Here is a 22,141-nt window from a genome sequence, read left to right as displayed (position 1 = left end):
AATGTCAACAACAGCTTTTGCCCGGCTCCCTCTGGAGGAACACCTATGAACCCGCCCGAGAACGGCACCATCATTGGCGACGACGGCCTTGCGCGTCCGCCGTGGGCTTCCGTCGATCCGCTCATGCGCGAGTACTACGACCACGAGTGGGGCATGCCCGTCCGGGACGAGCGGGGCTTGTATGAGCGCATCAGCCTCGAGGGATTCCAAGCGGGCTTGTCCTGGGCGACGATCTTGCGCAAGCGCGACGGCTTCCGGTCCGCCTTCTTGGACTTCCACCCGGAAAGCGTTGCGGCTTTCACGGAGGCCGACGTCGAACGGCTGATGCAGGATTCGGGAATCGTGCGCAACCGCCTCAAGATCCGTGCAGCCATCACCAACGCCAAGGCCACCATCGCCTTGCGGACCGAGGGCGGGTTAGTGGACTTCGTGTGGTCGTTCCAACCGGAGTCGACGCCGGAACCGCGTACGTTTGCCGACGTCGCCACCCAATCGCCGGAGTCAGTTGCTCTGTCCAAAGCCCTGCGTAAGAAGGGCTTCGCTTTCGTGGGCCCCACCACCATGTATGCGCTGATGGAGGCGATCGGGATGATCGATACCCACCTTCTTGACAGCCACCGTCGTGGCAGCTCCGGAGTTTGGCTCTGATATACACCGCTTTCCACAGAAGTGCGTAACTTTATCCACAGCTGTGGACAATTCATGTGGACATCCATGTACATGAAGCCAGGATCCCCGATATTCAGGTGATAACCGGGGCCATACACGTTGGATCTGCGGTTTTACCCAGTGTGCACAAGGCTGTGGATAGTGTCCGCGGGTTCACTGAGAGTTCACTCCCGAGGTATTGAGAACTTCATTCTGGCCCCGCCGATAGCTGCGCCTCATCGACCTCCGGATCGCCATCCCGTGCCCTCGACGTGGTTCGGCCGGAATATGTGAAAGAATCTGCATATGAATGCAGATAAGAGTTCTTGCTCGCTGGGCGTCGACAGCCAATACGTTGAATTGGCTGTGGAAGTGTTCGCGATGCTGGCTGACGCCACGAGGGTCCGGATCGTCCTCGCGCTCCGGAACGGAGAAATGGCCGTCGGAGCGTTGGCAGACGTCGTCGGGAAGTCCCCGGCCGCAGTATCACAGCACCTTGCCAAAATGCGCTTGGCGAGAATGGTTTCCACGCGACAGGACGGAACCAGGGTCATGTACCGCCTCGAGAACGAGCATGCCCGCCAGCTGGTCGCGGATGCAATTTTCCAGGCAGAGCACGCGTTGGGCGGCACCCCCGCACACCACCGCTCGGAACAGGAATCGGCATGAGCGGTCACCAGCAAGTTGGTCATCACGAGCACCACGTGCACGACCACGACCACGACCACGACCACGACCACGACGGACACTCGCACGAGCACCACAAGGGCCTCAAGGGGTGGCTGTATGAGCTTTTCGTCCCGCACACCCACGATGCCGCCGATTCAATCGACGACGCGCTCGAGTCCAGTACACAGGGCGTCCGGGCACTGAAGATCAGCCTTTTCATACTCCTTGGAACCACCGTCCTTCAGTTCCTGGTGGTCCTCATCAGCGGCTCCGTCGCATTGCTGGCCGACACCATCCACAATTTCTCGGACGCACTCACCGCAGTGCCACTGTGGATTGCGTTCATTCTGGGACGTCGTGCGGCAACCCGTCGCTACAACTATGGATACGGGCGGGCGGAGGACCTCGCCGGACTGTTCATCGTCGGCGTGGTGGCGCTATCGGCGGTGGTCGCCGCGTGGCAATCCATCGATCGCCTGTTCCACCCGCAACCCCTGCACAATCTGTGGTGGGTCTTTGCTGCCGGAATCATCGGCTTTGCGGGCAATGAAATTGTGGCCGTCTACAGGATCAGGGTCGGCCGGCAGATCGGGTCCGCCGCGCTGGTTGCCGACGGCGTGCATGCGCGCATTGACGGATTCACCTCCCTCGCAGTGGTCCTTGGAGCCGGCGGCGTGCTGCTCGGCTTCCCGTTGGCGGACCCGATTGTCGGCCTGCTGATTTCGGCGGCCATCATCGTCCTGCTTTGGGGTACCGTGCGCAGCATCGGACGGCGCTTGATGGACGGTATAGAGCCGGAACTGCTGGACAGCGCGCAGGCGGCGTTGGAAATGACACCCGGCGTATTCTCGGTACCAAGGCTCCAACTTCGTTGGGTCGGCCATCGCCTCCAGGGCGCCGCCACCATCGTCGTCGCGAACGCGCCACTGTCAGGGGTGGAAGAAACTGTCGGGGAGGCCAGGCACCGGCTTGAACACGCGCTCCCTAAGCTCGACGACATGGTCATACAGACCGTTACGGAAGCTGGCCGCTGATCAGCCGGATCCTGTTCCCAACCGCTGCACAGCCGCTGCGGCTATGATGGCCCACTGAACCTTATGTTGAGCCGCTGACCCGATCTTGAGCCATCGAACCGGATCCGCCGGCCGCCCCGGATCCACGAAAGAAGATGCCCATGAGCCAGCAAGCGATTCTGGCGAAGCCTCGCCGAAACGTGGAGATGGTGCTGTTGGTCCTGGCACTTGGCGTCGGCATTGGTGCCCTTGCAATGACCAGCGTCGACAAGAAAGAAGCCCTCGACGTTGGATTCTGGCTTCAGGCCGGTACCTTGGCGGCGCTGGCCGCAATCTTCCACGTTGTCCTGCGGTTCAAGGCAAAGTATGCGGATCCGGTGATCCTCCCGATAGTGGTGGCCTTGAACGGCCTCGGCATTGCCATGATCCGGCGTTTGGATGCCTCAAACGGTACGACTGCCGGGGCCAATCAGCTCACATGGACGATCGTCTCGGTCCTGGTCGCGGCCGCCGTTTTGTGGCTTTTGAAGGACCACCGGCTTTTGCGCCGGTACACCTTCATTGCACTTGCGGTCAGCGCCGCCCTCCTTATCCTTCCCCTCGTGCCGGGCATTTCGGCCGGCGACATCAACGGCGCGAATGTCTGGATACGCCTCGGTTCGCTGCAGTTCCAGCCCGGCGAGATCGTGAAGATTACGCTGGCCGTCTTCTTCGCAGGCTACTTGTCATCCAACCGGGACTTGATCCTGCTGGCCGGCAGGAAATTCGGACGCCTCCAGCTCCCCAGGATCAAGGACACCGGTCCGATGATCACCGCCTGGGCAGCAAGCGTGGGCGTACTGGTCTTCCAGCACGATCTCGGAATGTCGATACTGCTGTTCGGACTGTTCATCGTGATGATCTACGTTGCCACGAGCCGGGCCAGCTGGCTCGTCCTCGGCGTCGTGCTCATGCTTTTGGGCGGCTACGCGGCAGCAAAGATCTTTTCCCATGTCGGCTTGCGCATTGACGCCTGGATCAACGCCTTCGACCCCCAGGTCTACACCCGCTTCCCGGGAGGCAGCGCCCAGATTGTCCAGGGGCTCTTCGGAATGGCCGACGGCGGCTTGATCGGCAAAGGCCTCGGGCTCGGAAGCCCGGACCTGGTGCCTTTCGCGAACAGCGACATGATCATCGCTTCCCTTGGTGAAGAACTCGGCCTGATCGGGCTTTTCGCGATCGTACTCCTCTATTTGCTGCTTTTCACCAGGGGATTCCGGGCCGCCCTGGGCATCCGGGATGCCTTTGGGAAGCTCCTTGCCTGCGGGCTCGCATTCTCCATGGCCCTCCAGTGCTTCATTATTATCGGCGGCGTCACCCGCCTTATTCCCCTCACCGGGCTGACGACGCCGTTCCTCTCCGCGGGCGGGTCCTCCCTCCTGGCCAACTGGATCATCGTCGCCCTGCTGTTGCGGATCAGCGACGCAGCCCGCAGGCCCCAGACGGTCGCTTCGCAGACCGAACACGTGCCGGTCTGACTCCAGTCCGCGATTCAGGCTTGCCACCTGATCCGGCACCTGTGGCTCGAACCGGAGTTACACACTTAACAACAGGCAGCTACCCACAAGTTATCCACAGTTGGGGAAAAGCTGTGCCCGCAGAGTGGAAAACTCCCAGAACGGCGGGCCTCAAGCTGCAGGAAAAACAGCGAACTACAGGGTTGTGAGTTATTAACAATGTTGATAACTCTGTTGATACTCCGCCGTTGCAGCTCCTCATGCCGAGGTTGTCCACATGCGCCCGGAAAACGCACGCCTTATCCACATACCCACAGGCGCGTGGGCAAAAGTTATCCACAGGTGTGGACGTTAATCCCCAGGGGAAAGCGCAGCCCCTGCCATCTCGCTCCAAAGAGTCCATTCAGCATCGAACTACACGTTTGTAAGTTACGCACATTGTGGATAACCCCTGTGGAAAACCTGCCTAAAGGGTCTTGACGGACTCAGTGCACAGTTTTAAGCTGACATTATTCAATGATCCAGTTGATAAACCACTTGATTGAGCACTACGGAAGACTCGGAGACCCGTGATGCTTGAGTCTCGAGCCAGGCAGGGGAGACGCATGCCGGACACGATGGGTACAGCGGTGCTGGATCCGGAAGACCAGCTCAACAGGGCGTTCATGGCCCTCGCCGATCCTGTCCGGCGCAAGATCCTGGCACGGTTGGCCTTGGGCGATGCCACTGTCAATGAGATCGCGCAGCCCTTCACAGTCAGCCTCCAAGCCATCTCCAAGCACCTTCAAGTGCTCGAGGGTGCAGGGCTCATCACGAGGAGCCGGGAAGCGCAGCGCCGTCCCTGCCACCTGAACACCGCAGCGCTGGGTCCCTTGGCCGAGTGGATCGAGAACTACCGTCGTCAGGCCGAGGAGCGTTTCGCCCGACTGGACGAACTATTGGCCAGCACAACCCACAAGGATAATCCGCAAAAGGAGAAGGACAATGAGCACCAACACAACAACCATTGACGTCGCGGCGGGCACGCCGTTCATCGACACGAGCCGCGACTTCGACGCCGCACCGGAGCGCGTGTTCCAGGCATTCACGGACCCCGAGCTCGTCGTCAAATGGTTGGGTCCGCGTCGCCTGGAAATGCGCCTGGAGTCCTACGACGCGCGGACGGGCGGCAGCTACCGCTATACGCATGTGGACGGGCAGGGCAACGAGTTCGGTTTCCGCGGGGTCTTCCACGAGGTCCAGGAGCCATTGCGGATCATCCAGACCTTCGAATTCGACGGCGCACCGGGCCAAGTTACCTTGGATACCACCAGGTTTGAGGACCTCGGAGGCCGCACACGTGTGGTGCAGCACTCCGTGTTTCCTTCGGTGGAGGCCCGTGACATGGCAGTAGCCAGCGGCATGGATGTGGGCATCAAAGAGTCGATGGACCGCTTGGAGGAGCTCCTGGGGTAGAGGACTAAGGAGCTGTTAGCCCGCCGTGGCCCGAAGGACGGTGGCCAGGACCAGGACTCCGGCCACCAGGGCCATGCCCGCACTCTGCAACAGCGCTTGGCGCGGTCCACGCGGTGCAAAAGCAATCACGGCAGCACACAGGCCGCCCGTGACAAGGCCGCCCAAGTGGGCCTGCCAGGCGATTCCCGGGACGACAAAGCCAATCACCCCGTTGATGACGATAAGGATCCACAATTGCCGGGTGTCGCCGCCGCTCCGGCTTTGGATCACCAACAGTGCCCCAAACAGGCCGAAGATCGCACCTGACGCACCTACCACCGGGATCGCAGGCAACGCCGGCGTCAGCAGCAGGAAACCGACAGAGCCACCAATTGCGGACAACAAGTAAACGGCGAGGAAGCGAACACGCCCTAGGACGGGCTCGAGTACCTGGCCGAAAATCCACAGCATGTACATGTTGAGCACGATGTGCAACACAAAGCCCTGTGAGTGGACGAAAGCGCTCGTCAGCATCCGCCATGGCTCGAATGCCCCGTATTGCGGACTGGCGTAAACGGACGCGAAAGCCAACTGCTGGAAAACCGCGCCGGCGGGAATCAGCCATTGCAGCACGTACACCAGGGCACACAGCCCGATAAGTATGTACGTCGCCAAGGGGCGGCCGGTCGCGACGGCGCCGCCATAGGCGGAACGCACTACCGGCGTCGAACGCTTCATTTCATTGACGCAGTCAATGCATTGGAACCCGACGGCGGCCGCCCGCTGGCACTCGGGGCATGCAGGACGCCCGCAACGCTGGCACCGCACATAGGAGGGCCTGTCCGGGTGCCTGGGGCACACCGGAATGTCTGCTGACGGCTCTGCCGCCGGGATTCCGTAACTCATATGCTGGTCAGGCTCCGGGTATCAGAGCTGGACGATGTCAATGCTGTTGATGACGACGTCTTCAACAGGACGGTCGCCCATGCCGGTGCGGACAGCCTCGATGGCGTCTACGACCTTCTTGGACTCTTCGTCAGCAACCTCACCGAAGATGGAGTGCTTGCCGAAAAGCCAGTCGGTGTTGACCGTGGTGATGAAGAACTGGGAACCGTTGGTGCCCTTGCCCATCTGGACGCCGGCGTTGGCCATGGCCAGCTTGTAAGGGGCGTTGAAGTTGAGTTCCGGGTGGATCTCGTCGTCGAACTTGTAGCCCGGTCCGCCGATGCCGCGACCGAGGGGATCGCCGCCCTGGATCATGAAGTCTTTGATGATGCGGTGGAAAATGGTGCCGTTGTACAGCGGGGTACCGGTCTTGTCTTCACCGGTCTCCGGGTGCGTCCAGGACTTTTCGCCTGTGGCCAGGCCAACGAAGTTGGCGACCGTCTTGGGCGCGTGGTTGCCGAAGAGGTCAACCACGATGTCACCGAGGCTCGTGTGGAAAGTTGCTTTTGCGGTTGCGATGGTCATATCGCCATTGTTTCACGCAGGGTCAACGCCGAGGCGGCCAGGAAGGCGGTTCCGCGCTAGGTGAAATCTTCCATGAATCCGCTGGATGAATAGCCGGTGCCGACCAAGCGACGTAGGCTAACAACAAACGAGCATGTTGATCGGGAGGTAGTTGTGAAGAAATCGGACCGGATTGCCCGCGAACTTGAACACACCGTTGCGAATGGTGTCGAAAATGCCAAGGACTGGGCGACACCGCGCGTCGAAGCAGCTGTGAACTGGGCGGTTCCCCGCATCCAGCACGGAATCGACACCGCTTCGCCGAAGCTTCAGGAAGGCCTGAAGTCAGCTGCGTACAACCTCGCCGACGGCGTTGCGACCGTCACGCCGAAGCTTCAGGAAGGCCTGGCGAACCTCGCACCGAAGATCCACGACGTCGTCGAGGACGCCTCGCCCAAGATCCAGGAAGCCCTTAACAAAGCCACTCCGGCGCTCAGCCACGCACGGGACAAAGTTGTTGAGGAGTACCTGCCCAAGCTCTCAGAGCAGCTCGGGCAAGCCTCCGTGGTGGTTCATCAAGCCCTTGAGAATGCACCCGCGCAGGTGGACGCCGTCGCCCAGAAGCTGGTGGACTCGGGAGTGGTTCACAATCTGCAGGAACAAGCACAAGCCACAGGGGCCCAACTGAAAGCCGCGGCCGAGGAAGCATCCAAAACAGTCTCGAAAGAACTCGCCAAGACCCGGAAGCCCAAAAAGCGGGGACTGCTGATCTTCACGATCATCGCAGCAGCAGCCGCGGCCGGCGTCGCTGCGTGGAAGGCCAGCCGTCCGGTGGAGGACCCGTGGAAGACTCCAGTCCCGGTAACACCATCACCCGTGCCGGCCGCAGCGGCAGCCGAGAAGGTCGCCGACAAGGCCAACGAGGCCGCCACCAAGGTAGCCGACAAGGTCGACGAGGTGAAACTCAACGTAGCTGATAAAGCCGAAACCGTAGCCGAGAAGGCAAAGCACGCTGTCGAGGACGCTACGGACACCGCAGCCAAGGTGGCAACCGACGCCAAGACCGCGGTAAAGAACATCGCCGCCAGCCTGCACAAGGACGAAGCAGCGAAGGACGAAGCAGCTACCGACGAAACCGGCAAACACGAGGCCTAGGCGACAGCCATATTTGCTCCACGTTGAAGGGATTCCGGTTCGCCGGGATCCCTTCAATTGTTTGGCCACTTGTCACCGGAGGCTTCCTCTAGGAACACCGCCCTGATGTTAGATTTATGGAGATGCCAGCCGATAGATCTTTCGTAGATGCAGCCACCAACGCAGCCGTCGCTCCCGTAAGGCCGAGTGTTTCAATCGTCATCCCGGCATACAACGAGGAAAGCGTCATACGGCAATGCCTGATCGCGGCCATTTACCAGTCAGTACCTGCCGACGAGATCATCGTCGTGGACAACAGGTCCACCGACCGCACTGTGCAGATCGTCCACCAGATGCAGCAGGAATACCCGGAAAGCCCTATCATCCTGCTGAGCCAGGAGCAGGCGCAGGGACTCATCCCTACACGGAACTTTGGCCTCAATAGGGCCACGTCGGATATCCTCGGCCGGATCGATGCCGACTCGGTCGTGGAACCTGACTGGGTTGAGCAGGTCCAAAAGGCCTTCGCCGATCCCTCGGTGCAAGCGGCCACGGGTCCGGTGGTCTACTACGACATGCCTATGCGTCGATTCGGACTCAAGGCCGACGACAAAATGCGCCAGCTCATGCTTCGGCTTGCGAAGCACCAGTACCATTTCCTTTTTGGATCCAATATGGCGCTTCGCCGTTCCGCATGGGAAATCATCCGGGACGAAACCTGCCTGGATGAGAAAGACGAGATGCACGAGGACATCGATCTTTCCCTGCACCTTTCCGACCACGATCTCAGGGTGCAGTACTGGCCGCAGATGGTCTCGGGCATGTCTGCCCGCAGGCTTGAGGATTCACCACGCGACTACCGCTATTACGTGACCCGCTTCGACCGCACCTATAAGGCCCACAACGTCAAGAAGATGGCCCTGAAGGCCCCCATGGTGGTGTTCTTCTCTGTCTACTTCCCGGCCAAACTTCTCCGGGCCATTCACACGGCCAATGCAGGCCAGGGCGTCCGCCGCGGCGGCCTGTAGCCCCACGAATACCGCTCAGTCGGCACCGAGCTCGGCGATCTTGCCCTCAGCATCGCCCTTGCCGCGCCGCTGACCGGCGACGACGACGGCGAGTCCAACCAGGATCAACGCGAGTCCCGCGTAAGTACCGGCCGGCAGGGTCTCGTGCAGGAAGACCGCAGCGAGCAGGGCTGCGCCCGGAATCTCCAGCAGGATGATCATGGACACCAGGAGCGGACTCATGGTCGCCAGGAGATGGTTGAAGGCGGTGTGGCCCACCAGTTGCGCGCACACGGTGATGGCCACGATCCCCAGCCAGCCGCCGGCGTCGAACCCTACAAGCGGCTGGCCGCCCGCGAGGGCCAGCACGGCGACGATGGCCGCGCAGATCCCGTAGCAAAGCGTCGTGTACGTTCCAATGCCCATGCTCTGCCGGGCCTTGCCCCCAGCCAAGGTATAGAGGCCGGCCAAGGCGCCTCCGGCGAGGGCCAGGATGTCGCCAAGGAGGGCTTTCGGTGAGGAACCCATATCGAAGCCGGTGATGGCCGCGACGCCCCCCAGCGCGATACCCAGGCCCACGAGGACAGGCCAGCGGTGCTTGGTGCCGCGGAGGAGCTGGAAAACGGCGATCCATGCTGATTGCAGGCAGACCAACGCGGTGGCGGCAGCGACTGACGTGAGCTGGAGCGCGGTGATGAAGCAGGCGAAGTGGAAGGCCAGTGCCACTGCTGCGACAGCAGACCAGGTGAACTCCTTGCGGGTGATCTTGCGGAACTGGCGCGGTTCACGGATCAGGACCGGCGAGGCCATCACGACGGCGGCGATCGCGTTGCGCCAGAAGGCGATGGCCAGTGCGGTGACGGAAGTAGCTCCAAGCGTTCCGGCGATGAGGGGCCCGGATGATGCGACGCCGAGCACACCCAAAGCAGCAACAATGAAGTTCACATTCCAACCTTAGTGGGGCGGCTTAAAGCAAAGAGTCCCGGTCATTTCTGACCGGGACTCTTTCTTATGGTGGAGGCACGGGGACTCGAACCCCGAACCCCCTGCTTGCAAAGCAGGTGCGCTACCAATTGCGCCATGCCCCCATAAGAAGCAACCCGTCCATCTTACCCTAGTTCCTTCAATGGTTTTCACCATCTCCAGGCTGGGGCGCCTTCGCTAGTCAACCGTGTCGGTTGCCTTGCTCCAGACCGTTTTCTGGGCTTCGGTTTCCTGCACTTTTCTGTAGAGCAGGACGCCTGCGATTGCAGCTGCGACTATGAGCAACTTCTTCACACGCACCCCGTTCCGGTTCAGTTTCCCGAACCTTTAGCAAAACCTGTGCAGGTTCCGTGGGCGTACCAGGACTTGAACCTGGGACCTCTTCGTTATCAGCGAAGCGCTCTAACCGCCTGAGCTATACGCCCCGATACCTCTTCGGGCCGAGACATGACTTTACAGCACATCCCGGCCCGATCTCAAATCGAGGTATTTTCACCACTGTTTTCCAGCAGTTTCCCTCAATTTCCGACCGTTTGGGTTAGTCGTCGGTGAGGGTCACGCCAATGCCGCCGACGAGTGTTGCGGCAATGTTATAAAGCACGGCGCTCAGCATGGACAGGGCAGTCAGCAGAACAACATTCACCACGGCAATGATGGTGGCGAAGGATGCAACCTGTCCGAGTGATGCGACCTTCTTGAGTTCGAAACCACCGCTTTCCGAGCCGGCCAGGGTGCCCAGAAGGCTGTCCACCTGGTTGAAAATTCCGGTGAGGTCCAGGACGGTCCAAAGCACGATTGCGGCGATCACAGTCACGATGCCCAAGGCAACGGACAACAGGAACGCCATCTTCAGGACGGACCAAGGATCAACCTTGCTGACGAGCAGCCGGGCGCGGCGGACTTTCGCCTTGGGTGCCGGCTTCACAAGCCCCGGAGCCCCGGGGGCTGGCCGCTGCTGGCCCTGCACGGGCCTCTGGCCGGGCGCTGCGGGACGCTGGCCCGCCGGGCGCTGCGTCCCTGCGGGACGCTGGCCTGGGACGGCGGGGCGCTGGCCTGGGACGGCCGGGCGCTGACCCGGGACCCTCTCCGCGCCAGTTCCTGCCGCACCCGACGCGGATGCTGCAGGGCGCTGCTGGGGACGGGCCGGTGCGTCTACCCGCGGAGTAGCCGACGGTTGCCGCAATCCTCCAGGGACACCCGTACTCGGCTTGGGATATGAGTCCGAATTGCTCACTCGTTACCTCCGGTGTTGTCTTCGTTCAGCTCGACGCCGGACCCATTGCCGGATCCTGCGGCCGATCCCGATTCGGCCGTCGCGGTCGCCTGATCGGCGCCGCCGTTTGCAGCCAACGTTACGTCATCGTCCGCCTCAGACGTTCCTCCGGCGGGATTTTCGACACTATTGACGCTTGGGGCGTCGTCTGAGCCCTCGCCCTGTTCGTCGGACTCCTCAAGGCCGCGTTCGCTGTTGCGGGCCACCTCGATGATGCGGTCGTTCTTGTCAGGCTTCGCGAAAATGACGCCCATGGTGTCACGGCCCTTGGCAGGAACACCGGCCACGGCGGAGCGGACAATCTTGCCACCCTCCATGACCACCAGGACTTCGTCTTCTTCGTTGACGATCAACGCACCGACAAGGTCGCCTCGCTCTTCCTGAAGCTTGGCCACCTTGATGCCCAGGCCGCCACGGCCTTGGAGCCGGTACTCCTCGACCGCGGTGCGCTTGGCGTATCCGCCTTCGGTCACCACGAACACGAACGAGCCATCCTGGACGACATCGGCCGCGAGGAGTTCGTCGTCTTCGCGGAACTTCATGCCGGTCACACCCGAGGTGGCGCGCCCCATGGGACGCAGTGCCTCGTCGGTGGCCGTGAAGCGGATCGACTGGCCCTTGCGGGAAACCAAGAGGAGATCGTCCGTCTCGGACACAAGTTGCGCCGAGACGAGCTCGTCCTCATCGCGAAGGTTGATGGCGATGACGCCGGCTGTGCGGTTGGTGTCGTAGTCCTCCAGGCGCGTCTTCTTCACAAGGCCGTTCTTGGTGGCGAGTACCAGATACGGGGCCTGCTCATAGTCGCGCAAGTCCAGGACCTGCGCGATGTGCTCGTCCGGCTGGAAGGCCAACAGGTTTGCCACGTGTTGTCCCTTGGCGTCGCGGCCGGCCTCGGCCAGCTCGTACGCCTTGGCCCGGTACACGCGGCCCAAGTTGGTGAAGAACAGCAACCAATGGTGCGTTGTTGTAACGAAGAAGTGCTCCACGACGTCGTCGCCGCGCAGCTGGGCACCCTTGACGCCCTTGCCGCCTCGCTGCTGCGAACGATAGTTGTCGCTGCGGGTGCGCTTGACGTATCCGCCGCGGGTGATGGTGACCACCACTTCTTCCTCGGGGATGAGGTCTTCCATGGACATGTCACCGTCGAAGCCCATGAGGATGTGGGTCCGGCGGTCATCACCATGCTTGGCCACGATCTCAGCCAGTTCCTGGCTGATGATGTCGCGCTGGCGCTGCTCGGAGGCCAGGATCGAGTTGAACTCCGTGATCATGGCTTCCAGCTCAGAGTGCCTGTCCTGGATCTTCTGCCGTTCCAACGCGGCAAGGCGGCGGAGCTGCATGTCGAGGATGGCGCGGGCCTGGAGCTCGTCGATGTCCAGGAGTCCCATCAGGCCATCGCGGGCAGCCTCGGTGGTGTTGGAGGCCCGAATGAGCGCAATGACCTCGTCCAGCATATCCAGGGCCTTGAGAAGTGCGCGCAGGATGTGCGCCTCTTCCTCGGCTTTACGCAGGCGGTAGCGGGTCCGCCGGACAATGACGCTCATCTGGTGGGCGACCCAGTGCCGGATGAAGGCGTCCAGGCTCAGGGTGCGGGGCACGCCGTCGACGATCGCCAGCATGTTGGCACCGAAATTGTCCTGAAGCTGGGTGTGCTTGTAGAGGTTGTTGAGCACCACCTTGGCAACGGCGTCGCGCTTGAGCACGATCACCAGTCGCTGTCCGGTACGGCCGGACGTCTCGTCGCGGAGGTCCGCGATGCCCTGGATCTTGCCGTCCTTGACCAGTTCGGCGATCTTGATCGCCAGGTTGTCCGGGTTTGCCTGGTACGGAAGCTCGGTGACCACCAGGCACGTGCGGCCCTGGAGTTCCTCGACGTTCACTACGGCACGCATGGTGATGGAACCGCGGCCCGTCCGGTACGCATCCTCGATGCCCTTGTGGCCGAGGATGGTGGCACCGGTTGGGAAGTCCGGACCCTTGATGCGCACGAGCAACGCCTCAAGCAGCTCTTCACGGCTCGCCGTGGGGTTCGCCAGATACCACTGCACGCCATCGGCGACTTCGCGAAGGTTGTGCGGCGGAATGTTGGTGGCCATGCCGACGGCGATGCCGGAGGAACCGTTGACCAGCAGGTTGGGGAAACGCGCCGGCAGGATGGTGGGTTCCTGGTTCTTGCCGTCGTAGTTGTCCTGGAAGTCGACAGTTTCCTCGTCGATGTCGCGGACCATTTCCATGGCCAGCTGAGCCATCTTGGTTTCGGTGTATCGCGGAGCAGCGGCGCCGTCGTTGCCCGGGGAACCGAAGTTGCCCTGGCCCAGCGCAAGCGGATAGCGCATCGTCCAGTCCTGGATGAGGCGGACCAGGGCATCATAGATCGCGGTGTCACCGTGCGGGTGGTACTGGCCCATGACCTCGCCCACCACGCGGGCACATTTGTTGAAGGAGCGGTCCGGGCGGTAGCCGCCGTCGAACATCGCGTAGAGCACTCGGCGGTGGACGGGCTTCAGGCCGTCGCGGACGTCCGGAAGCGCACGGCCAACGATCACCGCCATTGCGTAGTCCAGGTAGGAACGCTGCATTTCCGTCTGCAGGTCCACCTGGTCTACGCGGTCCGTCAGCACATCGCCCTCAAGTACGGGTTCCGGAATGCCGGCCGACTCGGCGGGAACCTCGGGTGTTTCTTCACTCATAGTTTATGATTTCCGTTTCAGGTATATGTCAGTACTGGAATATTCCTAGGGGCTTTGAAGTCTCTAGATATCCAGGAACCTGACGTCCTTGGCGTTCTGCTGAATGAAGTTCCGGCGCGATTCCACGTCCTCACCCATCAGTACGGAGAAGGTCTGGTCCGCCGCCAGGGCATCGTCCATGGTGACTTGCAGGAGCGTGCGGTGGTCCGGGTCCATGGTGGTGTCCCAGAGTTCGGTGTAGTCCATTTCGCCGAGGCCCTTATAGCGCTGGATGCCGTTGTCCTTCGGGATGCGACGGCCGGCGGCCTGGCCGGAGACCAGCTTGGCGTCACGTTCACGGTCGCTGTACACGTAGTCGTGAGGGGCGTTCGACCACTTGATGCGGTACAGCGGCGGCTGGGCCAGGTAGACGAAGCCGTTCTCGATCAGCGGACGCATGTAGCGGAACAGCAGCGTCATCAGCAGCGTGGTGATGTGCTGGCCGTCCACGTCAGCGTCGGCCATGAGGACGATCTTGTGGTACCGCAGCTTGGAGATGTCGAAGTCCTCGCCGATGCCCGTGCCGAAGGCCGTGATCATGGACTGGACTTCATTGTTGCCGAGGGCCTTGTCCAGCCGTGCGCGTTCCACGTTCAGGATCTTGCCGCGCAACGGCAGGATGGCCTGGGTCTCGGGGTTACGGCCACGCTTGGCCGAACCGCCGGCTGAGTCACCCTCCACGAGGTAGACCTCGCAGCGCGCGGGATCCTTCGAGGAGCAGTCGGACAGCTTGCCCGGCATGCCGAAGGATTCCAGGGGGCTCTTGCGACGTGCGTTGTCACGTGCCTTGCGGGCGGCCATGCGGGCTTGGGCCGCCTGGACAGCCTTGCGGATTACATCGCGGGCCGGCCCGGGATTTCGTTCCAACCAGTCGCCAAGCTGGTCGGTAACGACCCGTTGGACGAAGCCCTTGACCTCGGAGTTGCCCAGTTTGGTCTTGGTCTGGCCCTCGAACTGGGGTTCGGACAACTTCACAGAGATGACGGCCGTGAGGCCCTCCCGGATATCGTCACCAGTGAGGTTGTCTTCCTTTTCCTTGATGATGGTCTTCTCGCGCGCGTACCGGTTGATGAGCGACGTCATCGCGGCACGGAAACCTTCTTCGTGCGTGCCGCCCTCGTGCGTGTTGATGGTGTTGGCGTAAGTGTGCACACTCTCGGAATAGGCCGTGGTCCACTGCATCGCGACCTCGACGGCGATGTGCCGCTCAGTGTCTTCGGTTTCGAAGGCGATGACGTCCTCGTGGACGACGTCCACCTTCTTGTTCGAGTTCAGGTGCTTCACGTAGTCGAGCAGACCGTCGTCGTACTGGTAAACCACCGTGCGGTGTTCTGCCGCCACTTCGCCGTCGGTGGCAACCGCGTCAAGATCCAAGTCATCGTCGGCTGCTCCGGCGACGGGACGCTCGTCCGTCAGGGTGATGCGCAGGCCCTTGTTGAGGAAGGCCATCTGCTGGAATCGCGCGCGGAGGGTTTCGAAATCGAAATCGGTGCTTTCGAAGATGGTGCCGTCCGGGTAGAACGTCTGGGACGTTCCGGTCTGGTCCGTTTCTTCGCCCTGGACGAGTCCGCCCTGTGGCTTGCCGCCGTCGGCGAAGGTCATCCGCCAAACGTGGCCCTGGCGACGCACCTCGGTGTCGACCCTGCGCGAAAGCGCGTTGACAACGGAAATACCCACTCCATGAAGTCCACCGGAGACGGCATAGCCGCTGCCGCCGAACTTGCCGCCGGCATGGAGGATGGTCATGACGACTTCGACTGTCGGCTTCTTCTCCGTGGGGTGCATATCCACCGGGATGCCGCGGCCATCGTCCACGACCTTGACGCCGCCGTCGGCCTGGAGAGTCACTTCAATGTGGCTGCAGTACCCGGCAAGGGCCTCGTCCACCGAGTTGTCCACCACTTCGTACACCAAGTGGTGGAGGCCGCGCGGGCCTGTGGATCCGATGTACATACCCGGGCGCTTGCGCACCGCTTCGAGACCTTCAAGAACGGTAATGTCGCTCGCACCGTACTCCTTCGACCCCGAGGGTGTGTCAGGCTTATGGGCGTTCTCCTTTGCGGGATCTACTGCCAAGGTCTCTGCATTGTCGTTAGCCACAGGCGCTTTCGACTCCTCCGTGTTCGATGGTCGCCGGCCGTCACCGCACCAAGGAAGCACGTCCGTCAGGACACACCACAGGGATACGGCAGCCGCCAACAGGGACGTCACTGCTAACGCCGGCTACTTCGTGATTGGCGGATCCGCTTTTACAAGTGCTGTTCAGCGGAGCCAATCAACGTTCACCGGCGCCCAGTTGTCTATGCCGATTCTATCGTGACTGGGCGCAGTTCCTTGCAAAACCCGGCCCTTATGATCAGGAAAGTAGCTCTGGGAGGCCGCTGGCCCCATCTGCAAGCTGCCAAAACGGCACCCTCTAGGGAGCTGTACGGTCCGGGGAGGTTTCTCGCCCCTGTGCGCCATTCAAGCAAAAGTGCAGACACGGGTGCCCGGGAAGTTACCCGTAAGTATCCCGGGGGCCCCGCCCGTTGACGCTTCGGCCGCCCTTGCGCCAGCTCGGTGCGGTGGGCGCGAGCACTTGAATCGACGTCACTACGCCGTCTCCGAGTTCCGTTCGGAACATGTCCAGGAGGCTGGTGCTCAAGAGCCTGAGCTGTGTTGCCCAAGCGGTGGAATCGCAGCGGACATGAAGCGTGGTGTCGGTGAAGCTCTCCGGGGTGCAGTGCGCGGAAATCTCCGGCCCTACCAGGGCATCCCACTCGGCCATCACGGAGCCGACGGCCACTGGTGACGTCCAGCCGCGTTCGGCCACAAGCCTTCCGACGACCTTCCCCAGGCCAAGCGGATCCCGGCCCGTGCCGTGGAATTGGCTGAATCCTCGGGTGTCGCGGACGCCCTTACGTTGAGGCGCGGCGCCTGTCCGCGGGGCAGCGCGGCGGATTTCGCCGCGCGCGGCCGCCGCTTCGCGCATCCGGTTCAACGCCGATTGGGCGGCGTCGATCTCGTCAGGGTCCCTGCCCGGCTGGCGTCCGCCGGGGCTATCCTTCTCCATCAATGCCTCCGGGCACAACTTTCACGCGTCGTCCCGCCAGCTCTTCGGGAATGTCGGCGTCGACGGCGGCCGTCACCAAAACCTGCTCGGCGCCGGCCACTATTCCAGCCAGTTTACGCCTGCGCTGCACGTCCAGTTCGGCGAAGACATCGTCGAGGATGAGGATGGGAGCCGAACCGCCAGTACGGGTGTCATCGAGCATGACATAGTACGAGGCCAAGCGCAGGGAGAGGCACATGGACCATGTTTCGCCATGGGAGGCATAGCCCTTTGCCGGAGCCTGGCCGAGAACCAGCTCAAGTTCGTCGCGGTGGGGTCCGACCAAGGAAATCCCGCGTTCCAACTCCTTGCGGCGCGATCCTGCGAAGGCTTGGACGTAGCGCTCGGTGAGTTGCTCCACGGACAGCGACCGGAGGTCCTCAACCCCCTCTGAACCATCAGTGAGACCCTCGGCGGACACGCCGTCGTCGTCCAACACGCCCTGGATGGTGGAGCGGTAGACCGCTCCCGCTTCCTTGGATCCGTCCGTTAGTTGCGCGTAGGCACTCTTGAGGTGGGGACGCAGGCGTTCCACGAGTTCCAGCCGCGCATGCAGGAGTTCCGCGCCGGCCCGCGCCATATGCTGGTCCCAGACATCAAGCGTTGCTTCGTGGCCCGAGGTGAATTTCCCGGTGCGGGCCGATTTCAACAAGGCGTTGCGCTGTTTGAGCACGCGGTCGTAGTCGCTGCGCGTGGCCGCGTGAACCGGCATGAGGCTGACCAGCAGTTCGTCGAGGAACCGCCGGCGGTTGGACGGATCACCCTTGACCAAGGCGAGGTCCTCGGGGGCGAAAAGCACCGTCTGGCAAATGCCCAGGATGTCGCGGGCACGGACAGGATTTCCGCGGTTGATACGGCCACGGTTGGCGCGGCCGTTATTGATTTCGAGCTCGACCACCGTCGATTGTTCACCGCGGACAAGCTTCGCCCTGATTAAAGCCCGGTCCGTGCCGAAGCGCAGGAGGGGCGCATCCGTGCTCACGCGGTGCGAACTCAGGGTAGCCAGATACCCGATGGCTTCCATGAGGTTGGTCTTGCCGATGCCGTTGGACCCCACCAGGACCGTGACACCGGGACCGAGTTTGAGGTCAACCTGCGCGTAGCTGCGGAAATCGGTCAGCGAAAGATGTTCGAGGTACACGCGTGCTGCTGGTTGGCCTGGGCCTAGTTGGCCGGACGGGTGGCGTGTCCGCCGAACTGGTTGCGCAGCGCTGACACCATCTTCATGGCTGGTGAGTTGTCTTCGCGGGAGGAGAAGCGGGCGAAGAGCGCCGCGGTGATTGCCGGCGCCGGGATCGCGTTGGCAATGGCTTCTTCGACGGTCCATCGGCCTTCGCCGGAGTCCTCGACATAGTCCCCGATGGAGGCCAGGCCCGGGTCCTCGTCCAAGGCTTTGACCATGAGATCCAACAGCCAGGAACGAACAACTGTGCCCTTTTGCCAAGCACGGAAGGTGCCGGGAAGGTCCTTGATGATGTCCTTGGCCGCGAGCAATTCGTAGCCTTCGGCGTAGGCCTGCATGAGGCCGTACTCGATGCCGTTGTGGACCATCTTCGCGTAGTGGCCCGCTCCGACACCGCCCACGTGGACGAAGCTGTCGGCACGATCGCCTTCAGGGCGGAGGGCGTCGAATACCGGCATGGCGAGTTCGATGTCCTCGTCCGCGCCGCCTGCCATGAGCCCGTAGCCGTTTTGCAGGCCCCAGACACCTCCCGAAACACCGCAATCAGCGAAGCGGATGTCCTTGGAGTCCAGGAATGCCGCGTGTTTCTGGTCTTCGGTGAAACGTGAGTTGCCGCCGTCGATCACCATGTCACCTGCAGAAAGCTTCTCGCCGAGCTCGCTGATCACGGCATTGGTGATGTCTCCGGAGGGAACCATGACCCAGACAAGGCGCGGCGTCGGAAGGGCGGCAATCAGTTCATCAACGGACGCGACGTCGGCGATGTCCTGATTGCGGTCGAAGCCAGTGACTTCGATTCCGCCTTTGCGCATGCGTTCGCGCATGTTGAAACCCATTTTTCCAAGGCCGATCAGTCCGATGTGCACGGTGTGAACTCTTTTCTGCGTTGGTTGTTGTGTTGTCCCAACTGACTCGCATTTGTTGTCGTTCTGGGCCCCCAAAACGACATCAACTGCTAGCTAGTTGGGGAGGCGGACAGGCATCACGAGGTAGCGGTAGTCGCCCTTGTCATCGCCGTCGGCGTCGACCTGGGCGGTGATCATGGCCGGCTTCGGTGCCGTGGTGAACGAGAAACGCACGAACTTGGTCTCGATCACGCTCAGGCCTTCCACCAGGTAGTGCGGGTTGAAGGCTACTGTGATGTCTTCGCCGCTGAGCTGGGCTTCCAGTTCCTCGGATGCCTGCGCGTCTTCGCCTGTACCGGCGTCGAGACTTAGTTGGCCCTGCGTGAACGCCAGGCGAACCGGGGTGTTTCGTTCGGCGACCAGGGACACACGGCGAACGGCCTCAACAAGTTCCTGGGTTTGGACCGTTGCGTGGATCGGCGTGGAGTCCGGGAACAACGACCGGATCTTGGGGTAGTCGCCGTCGACGAGCAAGGAAGTGGTGGTTCGTCCGCCGCTTTCGAAGCCAATCAGACGGCTGTCGTCGTCGGCGAGGGCGAGATGGATGTCGCCGCTGCCACCGAGGGTCTTTGCCACCTCGTTGAGTGTCTTGGATTTCACCAAAGCACTTGTGGAAATTCCCGGAGTGACGGGCTTCCACGGGACTTCGCGCATGGCGAGGCGGTACCTGTCCGTGGCGAGCAGGGTGATCATGTCATCCTCGATCTCCATCCGGACGCCGGTGAGTATCGGCAGGGTGTCATCCCTGCTGGCGGCGATGATGACCTGGGAAACAGCCTGAGCGAAGGCGTCGCCGGGCAAGGTTCCGCTGATGGCGGGAAGCGCCGGAAGCGGCGGGTATTCGGATTCCGGCATCGTAGCGAGATGGAAGCTGCTTCGACGGCACGTGAGAGTCACTTTGCTGCCGTCGGTTTCGATGTCGACGGGAGCCGAAGGGAGGCTGCGGCAGATATCGGCCAAAAGGCGCCCGGAAACCAGGATGGTTCCCTCGGTGGTGATGTCCGCCGGAATCTCAAGGCGGGCGGAAGTCTCGTAGTCAAAGCTCGAGAGACTCACTGTTCCGGATTCTGCCTTGAGCAGGAGGCCTGAGAGTACCGGGACGGGCGGCCGCGGAGACAAGGACCGGGCTGTCCATGTGACGGCTTCTGCCAGGACATCCCGCTCGACTCTGAACTTCACGGAAGGGTGCCGCCTTTCATTGCTGCTGCCAGTGTTCCACCGGAAACTCCCCCAGGAGTCCCGAAAATCAGCGCCCGGAACCCAAGAGCTGCATGGTCCGCAGCGAGCGAACTACAAAGCAGCGCCAAGGATGGACGCGATGCAGACAGCTTAGCCGGAACTTCGGGCATTAACCCATCCCCGGGTTGCTGGCTTGTGGTTCGAAGCAGCCTCGGGCTGCGTCGCTGGGTGGGCGGAAGGAGATTGTTATTTGAGGGAATTCATTTTTTTGGGATTAGTAGTGTTAATAACTCCTGTGGAAACTGTGGATAACCGCCTCTGGACCCGCAATTCCGCGGTTAAGCCCTGTTCACCATATGTGGGTGACAGGGGTTTTAAACAGGGTGTGGACGTGGATAACCCCCAGGGCCTTTTTTAACGATCCACAGACGACTTAAGGGTTTTAAGCCCATTAACCGTGTTTGTCCCCTTAAGTATCCACAGGCTTATCCACATGTGCCTGTTAATAAGGTATGTAGTGGCCGCTTAGGAATCGCGTTGCTGCTGCTTGATGCGGTTGGTCAGCTCAGTCACCTGGTTGTAGATCACACGACGCTCGGCCATCAGTTCGCGAATCTTGCGGTCCGCGTGGATCACTGTGGTGTGGTCGCGGCCGCCAAGCTCTTGGCCGATCTTCGGCAGGGACATGTCCGTGAGCTCGCGGCACAAGTACATAGCGATCTGCCGCGCGGTCACCAAGGTGCGCGTACGGGACTTGCTGCAAAGCTCTTCCATGCTGAGTTTGAAGTACTCGGCCGTCTGCTTCAGGATCTGGTCGGCCGTGATCTCCTGGGCACCGTCGTCGGTGATCAGATCCTTGAGTACCATCTCGGCGAGGGCTACATCCACGGGCTGGCGGTTGAGGCTGGCGAACGCAGTGACGCGGATCAGCGCGCCTTCGAGTTCGCGGATGTTGCTGGAGATCTTGGAAGCGATGTATTCCAAGGCGTCGTCGGGGGCGGACAATCCTTCGCTCTGGGCCTTCTTGCGGAGGATCGCAATACGGGTTTCGAGTTCGGGCGGCTGGATATCGGTCAGCAGGCCCCATTCGAAGCGGGACTTCATGCGGTCCTCGAAACCGGCGAGCTGCTTGGGCGGGAGGTCCGAGGTGATGACCACCTGCTTGTTGTTGTTGTGCAGGGCGTTGAAGGTGTGGAAGAACTCCTCGAGCGTGCGGTCCTTGCCTGCCAGGAACTGAATGTCGTCGATCAGGAGCACGTCGACGTTGCGGTACGTGGTCTTGAAGCTGGCGCCCTCGTCGTCGCGGATGGAGTTGATGAAGTCGTTGGTGAACTCTTCGGAATTCACGTAGCGCACCCGGATGCCGCTGTAGAGCCGGCGGGCGTAGTGGCCGATCGCGTGCAGGAGGTGCGTCTTGCCGAGTCCGGAGTCACCGTAGATGAACAGAGGGTTGTAGGCCTTGGCCGGTGCTTCCGCGACCGCGACGGCGGCAGCATGGGCGAACCGGTTGGAAGAACCGATCACGAAGGTGTCAAAGACGTACTTCGGGTTGAGCCGGCCGAATTCGTGCGAAGTACTCGGCGGGGTGGGCTGTGGCTTAGATTCCACGGCAAGGTCGTTCGCGGAAGCGAGTTCGACGGCGGGGGCCGGCTCTTCGTGGATGGGCACCAGATCCGTGTCGACGTCGATCGCGCACCGGATGTCGTCGGAAAAGACGCTGCGGAGGGCATCATCGAGGGCGTCCTTGACTTGCGTCTGGAGGACCTCGCGGGTGAGCTCGTTGGGTACGGCCACCAGGAGGGTCGAACCGATCAGGCCCTGCGCCTGCGCAAGGATAACGAAACCGCGCTGCCGGGGTGTGACGCGATCGTCTTGTTCCAGCAGGCTCAGCACCCGCCGCCAGGAACTTCCGACCGTGTTGGCGTGGTTGGCTTCGTCTACCGTCAT

The 22,141-nt window shown here is 61.8% G+C and carries 20 protein-coding genes and 2 tRNA genes; 8 read left to right on the top strand and 14 right to left on the bottom strand.

The window, feature by feature from the left end; all coding sequences use genetic code 11:
- The first annotated feature begins 45 nt into the window (after positions 1-45).
- The 6 genes from LFT47_RS00110 (at position 46) to LFT47_RS00085 (ending at position 5,281) form a co-directional block, all read left to right on the top strand.
- Positions 46-648 carry a DNA-3-methyladenine glycosylase I gene (locus LFT47_RS00110; RefSeq protein WP_236813964.1) on the top strand — a complete coding sequence of 201 codons (603 nt, stop codon included), beginning with the start codon at positions 46-48 and terminating at the stop codon, positions 646-648.
- 306 nt (positions 649-954) lie between these two features.
- Entirely contained in the window at positions 955-1,317 is a 363-nt protein-coding gene (locus LFT47_RS00105; protein ID WP_236813962.1) for an ArsR/SmtB family transcription factor, read from the top strand.
- Positions 1,314-2,351, top strand: coding sequence for a cation diffusion facilitator family transporter (locus LFT47_RS00100; protein ID WP_236813960.1), 1,038 nt, complete (start codon positions 1,314-1,316; stop codon positions 2,349-2,351). Before LFT47_RS00105 ends, LFT47_RS00100 begins: the two co-directional genes overlap by 4 nt.
- Positions 2,352-2,491: 140 nt before the next feature.
- Positions 2,492-3,847, top strand: coding sequence for an FtsW/RodA/SpoVE family cell cycle protein (locus tag LFT47_RS00095; protein WP_236813958.1), 1,356 nt, complete (start codon positions 2,492-2,494; stop codon positions 3,845-3,847).
- Positions 3,848-4,431: 584 nt separating this feature from the next.
- Positions 4,432-4,836 carry an ArsR/SmtB family transcription factor gene (locus LFT47_RS00090; RefSeq protein WP_236813956.1) on the top strand — a complete coding sequence of 135 codons (405 nt, stop codon included), beginning with the start codon at positions 4,432-4,434 and terminating at the stop codon, positions 4,834-4,836.
- The gene (locus LFT47_RS00085) at positions 4,811-5,281 is read left to right on the top strand and encodes an SRPBCC family protein (protein WP_236813954.1); all 471 of its coding nucleotides are present in this window, start codon (positions 4,811-4,813) and stop codon (positions 5,279-5,281) included. Before LFT47_RS00090 ends, LFT47_RS00085 begins: the two co-directional genes overlap by 26 nt.
- Positions 5,282-5,296: 15 nt before the next feature.
- On the opposite strand, the gene LFT47_RS00080 is transcribed toward LFT47_RS00085, so the two are convergent.
- Both LFT47_RS00080 and LFT47_RS00075 read right to left on the bottom strand, forming a co-directional pair.
- Positions 5,297-6,166, bottom strand: a complete 870-nt coding sequence (locus LFT47_RS00080) for a rhomboid family intramembrane serine protease (protein ID WP_236813952.1) — start codon at positions 6,164-6,166, stop codon at positions 5,297-5,299.
- Positions 6,167-6,187: 21 nt separating this feature from the next.
- Positions 6,188-6,730, bottom strand: a complete 543-nt coding sequence (locus tag LFT47_RS00075) for a peptidylprolyl isomerase (protein WP_236813950.1) — start codon at positions 6,728-6,730, stop codon at positions 6,188-6,190.
- Positions 6,731-6,883: 153 nt separating this feature from the next.
- Between LFT47_RS00075 and LFT47_RS00070 the strand changes: the two genes are divergently transcribed.
- Positions 6,884-7,864, top strand: a complete 981-nt coding sequence (locus LFT47_RS00070) for a hypothetical protein (protein WP_236813947.1) — start codon at positions 6,884-6,886, stop codon at positions 7,862-7,864.
- Between the two features lie 122 nt (positions 7,865-7,986).
- The gene (locus tag LFT47_RS00065) at positions 7,987-8,871 is read left to right on the top strand and encodes a glycosyltransferase (RefSeq protein WP_236813945.1); all 885 of its coding nucleotides are present in this window, start codon (positions 7,987-7,989) and stop codon (positions 8,869-8,871) included.
- A gap of 15 nt (positions 8,872-8,886) precedes the next feature.
- On the opposite strand, the gene LFT47_RS00060 is transcribed toward LFT47_RS00065, so the two are convergent.
- The 12 genes from LFT47_RS00060 to dnaA form a co-directional block, all read right to left on the bottom strand.
- Positions 8,887-9,795: a DMT family transporter gene (locus tag LFT47_RS00060; protein ID WP_236813943.1), complete on the bottom strand. Its 909-nt coding sequence runs from the start codon at positions 9,793-9,795 to the stop codon at positions 8,887-8,889.
- Positions 9,796-9,862: 67 nt separating this feature from the next.
- Positions 9,863-9,938 (bottom strand) — tRNA-Ala (locus LFT47_RS00055).
- Between the two features lie 73 nt (positions 9,939-10,011).
- The gene (locus LFT47_RS00050) at positions 10,012-10,128 is read right to left on the bottom strand and encodes a DLW-39 family protein (RefSeq protein WP_236813941.1); all 117 of its coding nucleotides are present in this window, start codon (positions 10,126-10,128) and stop codon (positions 10,012-10,014) included.
- A 57-nt stretch (positions 10,129-10,185) separates the two neighbouring features.
- Positions 10,186-10,259 (bottom strand) — tRNA-Ile (locus LFT47_RS00045).
- A gap of 113 nt (positions 10,260-10,372) precedes the next feature.
- Positions 10,373-11,068 carry a DUF3566 domain-containing protein gene (locus LFT47_RS00040; RefSeq protein WP_236813939.1) on the bottom strand — a complete coding sequence of 232 codons (696 nt, stop codon included), beginning with the start codon at positions 11,066-11,068 and terminating at the stop codon, positions 10,373-10,375.
- On the bottom strand, positions 11,065-13,797 hold the full coding sequence (gene gyrA, locus LFT47_RS00035) for a DNA gyrase subunit A (protein ID WP_236813937.1): 2,733 nt from the start codon (positions 13,795-13,797) through the stop codon (positions 11,065-11,067). Before gyrA ends, LFT47_RS00040 begins: the two co-directional genes overlap by 4 nt.
- Before the next feature lie 63 nt (positions 13,798-13,860).
- Positions 13,861-15,936, bottom strand: a complete 2,076-nt coding sequence (gyrB, locus tag LFT47_RS00030; RefSeq protein ID WP_272909602.1) for a DNA topoisomerase (ATP-hydrolyzing) subunit B — start codon at positions 15,934-15,936, stop codon at positions 13,861-13,863.
- A 397-nt stretch (positions 15,937-16,333) separates the two neighbouring features.
- The gene (locus LFT47_RS00025) at positions 16,334-16,888 is read right to left on the bottom strand and encodes a DUF721 domain-containing protein (RefSeq protein WP_236813935.1); all 555 of its coding nucleotides are present in this window, start codon (positions 16,886-16,888) and stop codon (positions 16,334-16,336) included.
- Positions 16,875-18,068: a DNA replication/repair protein RecF gene (gene recF / locus LFT47_RS00020; RefSeq protein ID WP_236813933.1), complete on the bottom strand. Its 1,194-nt coding sequence runs from the start codon at positions 18,066-18,068 to the stop codon at positions 16,875-16,877. Before recF ends, LFT47_RS00025 begins: the two co-directional genes overlap by 14 nt.
- A 23-nt stretch (positions 18,069-18,091) precedes the next feature.
- Entirely contained in the window at positions 18,092-18,976 is an 885-nt protein-coding gene (gnd, locus tag LFT47_RS00015) for a phosphogluconate dehydrogenase (NAD(+)-dependent, decarboxylating) (RefSeq protein ID WP_236813931.1), read from the bottom strand.
- A 93-nt stretch (positions 18,977-19,069) separates the two neighbouring features.
- Positions 19,070-20,194 (bottom strand): DNA polymerase III subunit beta, encoded by a 1,125-nt coding sequence (gene dnaN, locus LFT47_RS00010; protein ID WP_236813929.1) that lies wholly within the window; start codon positions 20,192-20,194, stop codon positions 19,070-19,072.
- A gap of 525 nt (positions 20,195-20,719) precedes the next feature.
- Positions 20,720-22,141 (bottom strand): chromosomal replication initiator protein DnaA, encoded by a 1,422-nt coding sequence (gene dnaA / locus LFT47_RS00005; protein WP_236813927.1) that lies wholly within the window; start codon positions 22,139-22,141, stop codon positions 20,720-20,722.

Origin of the sequence: Arthrobacter sp. FW306-2-2C-D06B, assembly GCF_021789175.1 — a bacterium.
Classification (GTDB): domain Bacteria; phylum Actinomycetota; class Actinomycetes; order Actinomycetales; family Micrococcaceae; genus Arthrobacter.
Note: the sequence above shows the minus strand (reverse complement) of the source record. Positions and strands in the feature narration are given on the sequence as shown.